Below are 7,520 nucleotides of genomic sequence, written 5' to 3' on the forward strand. Positions count from 1 at the left end.
GTGGCCGCCCCGGCTGCCCCTTCCGGCACGCCCTTCGCGGACGACGACGAGGCGGCGCGCAACGCGCTCGTGGGCGCGTTCCTCTCCCACCGCAGCCAGGACCCGTTCACGCTCCTGGACGTGCCGGAGGACGTGCAGCCGGTGGCGCTCCGGAAGGCGTTCCTCGCCGCCGCGGACCGGTTCGCCCCGCTGCGCTTCCACACGGCGGAGCTCAAGGAGAAGGCGGAAGGGCTGCTCGCCGCCTATGCGCGGGCCTACGGCGCGCTGTCGGAGCCGGAGCAGAACGCGCTGTGGAAGAAGCGCCGGCAGGCCCAGCGGGAGAAGGCCCGGGGCACCGGCCGGCCCACCGCGGCCGAACAGTTCCGCATCCGCACCGACCTGCTGGACGCGACCGCCCAGTTCGACGAGGCGAAGCGGCGCCTGGAGGCGCGCAACTTCGCGGGCGCCTTCGAGTACTTCGAGTACGCCTGCGACATCGACCCCCGGCCGCTCTACCAGGCCCACCGCGCCTGGGCGCGCTACCTGATGAAGCCGGAGGCCCACGGCCGGCTCGTGCTCCAGGAGCTCCAGGAGCTGGTGCGCCAGGAGCCCGCCCTGGAAGAGGGCTGGGCCTTCCTGGGCGACGTGGCGCGGGGGGAGGGCCAGTGGGCGCTCGCGGAGGACGCGCTGCGCAAGGCCTTCAAGTTGAACCCCCAGCAGCGCCGCTACGTGCAGCTCATCCAGGACATCGCCCGGCGGCGCTGACGACACCGCCGCCGGACGTGACCGGAAGGGTGACTACAGCGCCTTGAGGGCCGCGCGGTCGGCGTCGGACAGCCCCTCGCCGTTCGTCAGGCGGGTCACCGCCTTCTGGATGGGGATGGAGTCCTTGCGCTCCAGCGTCTTGCCCTCGAGCAGCGTGTACAGCTCCTTGAAGGCCGCGTACTGGACCACGGGACCCAGCGCGAAGCTGTTCCCCACGCCACCGGTGTCGCGATCCTCGTTGGCGCAGTACAGGTGCAGCGGCACGAAGTAGCGCGGGCCGGCCGGCACCTCGATGGTGACCCGCTGCGGGAGCAGGCCGTTCTGGATGTCCCCGTCCTTCGACACGAAGAGCAGGCCCGGGGGCAGCGTCAGGGTGATGGGCCCGCCCGTGGTGTTGTTGAAGATGAGGCACAGGGCCACGGCGTTGCCGTTGCCCTCGGCTTCGTCCTTGAACTTGTCGTCGCACTCCACCGGGTTTTCCACGGCGTAGGTCTTGGTGGGGCTCTCCAGCGTGAGCCCCGCCGGCAGGGTGAAGGTCGTGCCCTCGGGCGAGTCCTTCGAGGTCCCCAGTCCAGGGCCGGCCGACTTGGTCGTTCCGCCGCCGCCACCGCCGTCCGGCGTGCCGTTGTCCCCATCGTCCGTGCAGGCCGCCAGCAACGCCACCGCCAGCACCACGCCCATTCGCTTCGCCACGTGCCAGTTCATCGATTCGCCTCCGTGCGCCTCGCGCGATTTCCCGTGCCAACCATGATGGCCGCACAGCGTCAAGCACCCCGGGAACCCGCCTGCCCGATAATGTCCGCAAGCCTGGGGACGGGCCCGCTTTCCCGGCCACTTGGCCGATTCCCGTGGAGCCGCCCCCTGGCGTTAAGGTAGCGGAACAATGGGTCGGGAAGGCTCCCACCTTGGGGTTTTTCCAGTACAGGGGCGAGGCATGCGGCGCAGCGACGAATCAGGCCAGGTGGCGGTGGAGACGGCCATCGTGTTGCCCCTGTTCGTGTTCTTGCTGCTGGGCATCCTCCAGCTGGGCCTGATGCACCAGGCGCGCTTGCTGACGAAGTACGCGGCCTACAAGGCCGTGCGCGCCGGCTCCATCCACAACGCGGACATCCCCACCATGGAGCGGGCCGCCCTGGCGGTGCTGCTCCCCATGGTGAGTCAGGCCGCCAACGGTGGCGCGGAGACCATCAAGCCCATCACCAGCGCCCAGGACTTCAAGACGAAGTGGGAGTCCGGCGACATCAGCAAGAACACGATGTCGGACGCCTCCGACCTGAAGTTCGCGGAGGTGACCATCTGCGGCCCCCTCAAGGGCAACATGGGCTCCGGCTCCCATGACAACAAGGAGATGGACTTCGACAACCCGGCGGTCGCCTCCGGTGAGGGCGGCTGGGCGGACAGCCTGCGCACCAAGCTGAGCATCCAGGTGACGTTCAACTACCGCCTGCCCATCCCGTTCGCGGACATGGTCATCTACAACATCGCGCGCGGCCGGAACCTGCCGTACGTCCTGCGGCTGGGCAACGACGGCGCCCGCGACGAGTTCATGGTCAAGAAGATGGCCCCCTACGACGCCGCCGCGGACAGCAAGCTCTACATCCTGCCCATCCGCGCCACGTACATCATGCGGATGCACTCCAACATCTACCTCACGCAGAAGGCGCTTCCGGAGGACAACGAATGCATCTTCCCGTTCGAACCGTGAGGCCCGTCCCCGCGTGGCGGCGACGTGCGCGGGGCCAGTCCCTGGTCCTCGCGTGCCTGTCGTTCCTGCTGCTCGCGCTGATGACGACGCTGAGCTTCAACCTCAGCCACGCGCTGCGCGAGAAGATGAGCCTGCAGCAACACAGCGACGCGCTCGCCTACTCCATGGGCGTCGTGGAGGCGCGCGCGCTCAACTACTACACCGTCAGCAACCGGGCCATCGCCTCCGCCTACGTGGGCATGACCTCCGCGCATGGCTACATGGCCGCGGCCAGCGCCAGCGGCGACATGATGCGCGCCGGGCAGATGAGCTTCTTCGTGGTCGCGGCCCTGGAGGTCATCCAGTGCCCGCCCTACAACTTCGAGCACTGCTTCGACGCGCTCGAGGCGCTGATGATCGCCATGGAGTACAGCCAGAAGGCTAGCGACTACGACCAGAAGGTCCAGGGCATGGACGAGGCCTTCGACAAGGTCGTCGCGGCGCTCGACGACCTGGCCAACGATCTCCACTCCGCGCAGCAGACGGCCCACAGCTCGGCGCGCAACGCGCTGCGCGACGGCCAGTCCTCGAGCCTGGCGGACCTCACCGACTACAGCGTCCCCGGTGCCACCGAGCTGAACTCGGGCGTGGGCGGGATGAACGCGGAGGAGTTCGACTGCGCGGTGGACGGGATGAACTGCTCGCGCGCCAGCTCCAGCACCAAGGCCCGCGCCCAGGTCATGACGGAGATCTCCAACGCCTCCCGTCCCAGCTGGGCCGCCAACCGCAGCCTCCCGGTCATCATGGACGGGCTGCCCACGTATTATAACAGCGACTTCATCACGGAGCTGCTCAAGGACATCCCGCAAGAGGGCACCCACATGATCGTGGGCCACAACGGGAGCGCGAAGGTCGCCCAGACCAAGAGCAACATCCACGGCCCCGGCCAGGTCACCGGCAACGAGGGCAAGGTCGTCGTCGCGGACCAGCACGGCACCTTCATCTCGCAGTGGCGCCACGCCTTCGGCGTCGGCACCTACGAGGCCGTCGTCGAGAGCAGCGAGAACGGCGGCAGCCACACCCCCAGCGGCGCGCACAACGGCCAGCACGACCGCTTCAAGGGCGTCAACACCAAGGACCTGATGAGCTGCTCGGGCAGCGGCAACTGCTTCATGAAGTTCCGCGCCAGCGACGACCCCAGCCGCGACTGGGGCCAGCCGCGCGTCTACAGCTACGTCACCAAGCAGTTCTTCGTGGGTGACGCCGACAAGGCGCCCTGGGAGCTCAACGACACGGGCTCCTTCTCGCTCACGCACGGCGCCCAGGGGCAGGGGCAATTGCGGCTCGCGCCGGGCGAGGGCGCGGCCCTGTCCAAGGCGCTCGTCTACTACCACCGCCTGGGGCCCAACGGCTGGAAGGAGGCCCCGGGCCTCTTCAACCCCTACTGGCGCGTGAAGCTGCACCCCTTCTCGGCCGACGAAGCGGCGGACGTGCTGAACAAGGCGGGCAACTCGGACGCGTCCGAACTCGCGGGCGCCAAGGACCTGACGCTATGAGCCGCCTGACACCGCCGCGCCGCGCGCTCCGGGGCGCCGCCTCCGTGGAGATGGCGCTCTCGATGATCGCCCTCATCCCCATCTTCATGTACGCGCTCTTCCTGGACGACCTGCTGCGCTACTCGCTGGATGCGCAGGAAGCGGCCGTGACCACGGTGTGGGACTTCACCACGCAGGACTATACGAAGGGCCTCAAGCCGGGCGGCGGCGGCGGCACCGGCCCGCAGGGCGGCGCCTCCAACGTCCAGCACAACGCCCGGCTGACGTACTGCGACCACGAGTCCGGCATCGACCGGCCGGATGTCATGTCCGGCAGCAACTACGCGGACTGCGAGGACACGGACCACCACCTCGCCGTCGTCGCCCACGTCTGCTGGATGAACAGCAACGCCAAGCAGGTGACGTGCGAGGCGCCGGAGCAGGGCGCGGGTGAGCTGAGCGGCCTGGCCCAGGACTACCAGGGCGAGTTCACCAACGGCGGCCTCATCAAGTGCTCCGCCCGCGCGGTGGTGGAGAACTACCTGCTGCCGGAAGAGTTCCTGCCGGAGTTCAGCGACGGCGTGAAGCTGACCAAGAAGAACTGGAAGCAGGAAGGCGTGGAGAACGTCCACGACAACGCCCAGGCGGGCGTGGGCGGCGCGGACGGCAACGCCTACTTCCTCAAGGAACAGAAGATGGCGATCCTCACCGACACCTGGGCGCTCACGGAGGATGCGGACATCTCTCCGTCGGACAGCAGCGGGGAGATGTACGACCGCGTGAAGTTCGCCTACGAGGGCCCCAACTCCTACAGCATGGTGAGCACCGAGATGGACAGCTTCCGGGACAAGCTCACCGAGGAGCTGATGGACGACATGATGCTCATGGCGTTCGAGGACTCGCCCAAGGAGCCGTACCTCTCCATCCATCCCCACCTCTCGAACATGCAGACCCCGGCGAACACCATCAACCAGGAGGGGGACACGCGCTACTTCAACCAGGAGTGGCGCGACTGGGACCAGGACAAGAACCAGAACACCTACCAGCACGGCGAACGGGGTGACTGGTACATGGGGTGCAAGGACGCGGAGTCGTGCTGAAGCAACTGGCCACGCACCCCGCCTTCCGCACCGCTTCGGTGCTGGTGTCGGTGGCGGTGGCGGGCACGCTCATCGGGATGGGCTGGGAGGAGGCGCGCTACGGCGGCGCCCGCTCGGAGCTGGAGCGGGCGGAGTCCTCCGTGGATGCGCTGGAGCAGGAGGCGCGGGGGCTGGAGCGCTCGAAGCACGACGAGGCGGTGCTCGCGCGCACGCTGTCGTACTTCCCGCCCTACCCGAACGCGGGCCGTCCGGAGGCGCTGGCCGCGGACTACCTGGGCCCGGACACGCCCATCGCCGTGGCGTGGTTCTCCACGCAGGACTCGTCGGATCAGGTGCTGATGCACTACCGCCAGTTCCTGCTGGGCCAGGGCCTGCCCGTCATCGGCCTGCGCTTCAACGACAACGCCGGCTACGTGGGCTACTGGGTTCCGAAGACGGAAGAGGTCCGGCTGATGTCCACGCTGCGCCAGGGGGACGAGACCATCGTCTTCGTCTCCTCCGCGCGCATGGCCCGCTACCTGGAGCGCGCGGGGCGGGTGCCCGACGGCGTCCCGGTGCCCCGGGGCCTCCAGGACGCGGCGTCCCTGTCCCTGCGAATGGAAGGCGCCACGAACACCACGGTGACGGGCCGGCTGCACGACACGACGTTGCCTGACGTGGAGCAGGGCTACCGGGAGCTGCTGCGCGGCGAGGGCTGGGCCGTCTCCGAGGTCCGCCCGACGGGCTTCCAGGCGACCGAGATGACCCTGACGCGCAAGGGCCTGCGCGGACAGGCCACCTTGCGGCAACCTTCCGCGCAGCGCGAGGTGCAGTTCCACCTGTCGCTGATGCGGGCCCAGTCCGCGCCCTGAACGGGCGCGGGGGAGAGCGGATGATGACGCGGTTCAAGAAGCAGGTCCTGGCGCTGGGAGTGGGCGCGCTGCTGTGCGGGACGCCGGCCCTGGCCGCGTCCAAGTGCGAGCGCCGGTGCGCCGAGGACCGGCTCAAGATGGAGAAGGTGTGCAAGGACGTCGCGAAGAGCGCGCTGGCCATGTGCATCAAGGTCGCGGGCCAGGCGCGCGACAAGTGCATGAAGCAGTGCCAGAACCCGGGCTCCAAGAAGAGCGACACGGCGGAGGTGCCGGATGCGGCGCAGTAGCCTTCAGCGCCGTCTCCAGCGCGGCCAGGCCATGGCGGAGTACGGCGTCATCACGGCGGCGTTCTTCGGCTTCACCGTCCTGAGCTGGCCGTTCCTCATCCAGCTCCTGCGCGCCCTCAACACCTACTTCCAGTCCATCTACTACATCATCCAGTCGCCCATCCCCTGAGGCGCCCCTCCCCGTGGGAGGGGGCCCGTCGCGGGGGCGTTGCGCGCTACGGCTTCACGGTGGTGACGAACACCGCCTTGCCGTCCTGCACCTTCATCACCACGGCCTGCTTCACCGCGTCGCGGTTGGCGTCCAGGTTGATGGTGCCCGCGACTCCCGGGAAGTCCTTCGTCGCCGCGATGGCGTCGCGGATGGCGGGCCCGCTGGTGTCCGGCGCGCGCTTCATCGCGTCCACCAGCAGCCGCCCCGCGTCGTACGCCAGCACCGCCACGCTGTCCGGCACCGTGCCGTAGGCCGCCTTGTACTTCTTGAGGAAGCCCTGCACGACGGGGTCCGGGTTGTCCGGCGAGTAGTGGTTGGAGAAGTAGCTGCCATCCAGCGCGGAGCCCCCCAGCTCGAAGAGCTTGTCGGAGTCCCACCCGTCGCCGCCCAGCAGCGGCACGCGCAGGCCCACCTCGCGCGCCTGCCGCGCGATGATGCCCACGTCGGTGTAGTAGCCGGGCACGAACACCGCCTCCGGCTTGCGGTTCTTCAGCGCGGTGAGCTGCGCGCGGAAGTCGGTGTCGCCCTTGGAGTAGCTCTCCTGGGCGAGCACCTCGCCGCCGAACTCCTTGAACTTCTGCTCGAACACCTCCGCCAGCCCCACGGAGAACGCGCTCTTGTTGTCGACGAGCATCGCGACCTTGGACAGCTTCAGGTTCTCCCGCGCGAACTTCGCCATCACCAGGCCCTGGAACGGGTCGATGAAGCAGACGCGGAAGATGTAGTCGCCCTTCTTCGTCACCTCCGGGCTGGTGGACGTGGGCGTGATCATGGGCACACGCGCGGCCTGCGCCTTGTCCGCCATGGCCATGGACACGGACGACGCGGCCTCACCCAACAGCGCCACCACCTTGTCCTGCGCGATGAGCCGGGTGGCGGCCTGGGCGCCTTCCTCGGGGCGGCCCTGGCTGTCGTAGACGCGCACCACCAGCTTCTGGCCCCGCACGCCGCCCGCCGCGTTGGCCTCCTGGAGCGCCAGGTCGATGCCGTTGCGCGCGGAGATGCCGAAGGTGGCCTCGGAGCCGGTGAGGCTGCCCACCTCGCCGATGAGGAGGGTGCCCGCGGGCGGAGGACCTGGCGGGGCGGCCGTGGCCGAGCCCCCCTGGGA

General features: G+C 68.9%; 8 protein-coding genes and 1 pseudogene. 7 read left to right on the forward strand and 2 right to left on the reverse strand.

The annotated features are described in order from the left end of the window. Nucleotides 1-744: pseudogene (locus tag D7V93_RS32700) on the forward strand (molecular chaperone DnaJ); the annotation flags it as partial. A 33-nt stretch (nt 745-777) separates the two neighbouring features. Here the strand turns inward: D7V93_RS32700 and D7V93_RS32705 are convergent. Continuing rightward, entirely contained in the window at nt 778-1,437 is a 660-nt protein-coding gene (locus tag D7V93_RS32705; protein WP_147451461.1) for a hypothetical protein, read from the reverse strand. A gap of 241 nt (nt 1,438-1,678) precedes the next feature. On the opposite strand from D7V93_RS32705, the gene D7V93_RS32710 reads away from it, so the two are divergent. The 6 genes from D7V93_RS32710 to D7V93_RS32735 are packed head-to-tail and all read left to right on the forward strand — an operon-like array spanning nt 1,679 to nt 6,370. Beyond that, a complete protein-coding gene (locus D7V93_RS32710) occupies nt 1,679-2,449 on the forward strand; it encodes a TadE/TadG family type IV pilus assembly protein (protein WP_120647117.1) in 771 nt (256 codons plus the stop codon). Continuing rightward, the gene (locus tag D7V93_RS32715) at nt 2,425-3,984 is read left to right on the forward strand and encodes a hypothetical protein (RefSeq protein WP_120647118.1); all 1,560 of its coding nucleotides are present in this window, start codon (nt 2,425-2,427) and stop codon (nt 3,982-3,984) included. Before D7V93_RS32710 ends, D7V93_RS32715 begins: the two co-directional genes overlap by 25 nt. Then, a complete protein-coding gene (locus tag D7V93_RS32720; protein ID WP_120647119.1) occupies nt 3,981-5,063 on the forward strand; it encodes a hypothetical protein in 1,083 nt (360 codons plus the stop codon). Before D7V93_RS32715 ends, D7V93_RS32720 begins: the two co-directional genes overlap by 4 nt. Then, the gene (locus D7V93_RS32725; protein WP_120647120.1) at nt 5,057-5,914 is read left to right on the forward strand and encodes a hypothetical protein; all 858 of its coding nucleotides are present in this window, start codon (nt 5,057-5,059) and stop codon (nt 5,912-5,914) included. The genes D7V93_RS32720 and D7V93_RS32725 overlap by 7 nt, the downstream gene beginning before the upstream one ends. 20 nt (nt 5,915-5,934) lie before the next feature. Next, nucleotides 5,935-6,201, forward strand: coding sequence for a hypothetical protein (locus D7V93_RS32730; RefSeq protein ID WP_120647121.1), 267 nt, complete (start codon nt 5,935-5,937; stop codon nt 6,199-6,201). Continuing rightward, complete coding sequence (locus D7V93_RS32735) at nt 6,188-6,370, forward strand: hypothetical protein (protein ID WP_120647122.1); 183 nt, start codon at nt 6,188-6,190, stop codon at nt 6,368-6,370. Before D7V93_RS32730 ends, D7V93_RS32735 begins: the two co-directional genes overlap by 14 nt. 46 nt (nt 6,371-6,416) lie before the next feature. Here D7V93_RS32735 and D7V93_RS32740 read toward each other — a convergent pair. Beyond that, nucleotides 6,417-7,520, reverse strand: a 1,104-nt coding sequence (locus D7V93_RS32740) for an ABC transporter substrate-binding protein (RefSeq protein ID WP_147451462.1), incomplete at its 5' end; no start/stop codon positions are given.

It is taken from the genome of Corallococcus llansteffanensis, assembly GCF_003612055.1.
Taxonomy (GTDB): domain Bacteria; phylum Myxococcota; class Myxococcia; order Myxococcales; family Myxococcaceae; genus Corallococcus; species Corallococcus llansteffanensis.

What these genes read in the sequence shown, in the direction of transcription:
- D7V93_RS32715 (WP_120647118.1), top strand. Translation starts at nt 2,425, where the DNA reads ATGCATCTTCCCGTTCGAACCGTGAGGCCCGTCCCCGCGTGGCGGCGA.
- D7V93_RS32730 (WP_120647121.1), top strand. Translation starts at nt 5,935, where the DNA reads ATGATGACGCGGTTCAAGAAGCAGGTCCTGGCGCTGGGAGTGGGCGCG.
- D7V93_RS32710 (WP_120647117.1), top strand. Translation starts at nt 1,679, where the DNA reads ATGCGGCGCAGCGACGAATCAGGCCAGGTGGCGGTGGAGACGGCCATC.
- D7V93_RS32720 (WP_120647119.1), top strand. Translation starts at nt 3,981, where the DNA reads ATGAGCCGCCTGACACCGCCGCGCCGCGCGCTCCGGGGCGCCGCCTCC.
- D7V93_RS32735 (WP_120647122.1), top strand. Translation starts at nt 6,188, where the DNA reads ATGCGGCGCAGTAGCCTTCAGCGCCGTCTCCAGCGCGGCCAGGCCATG.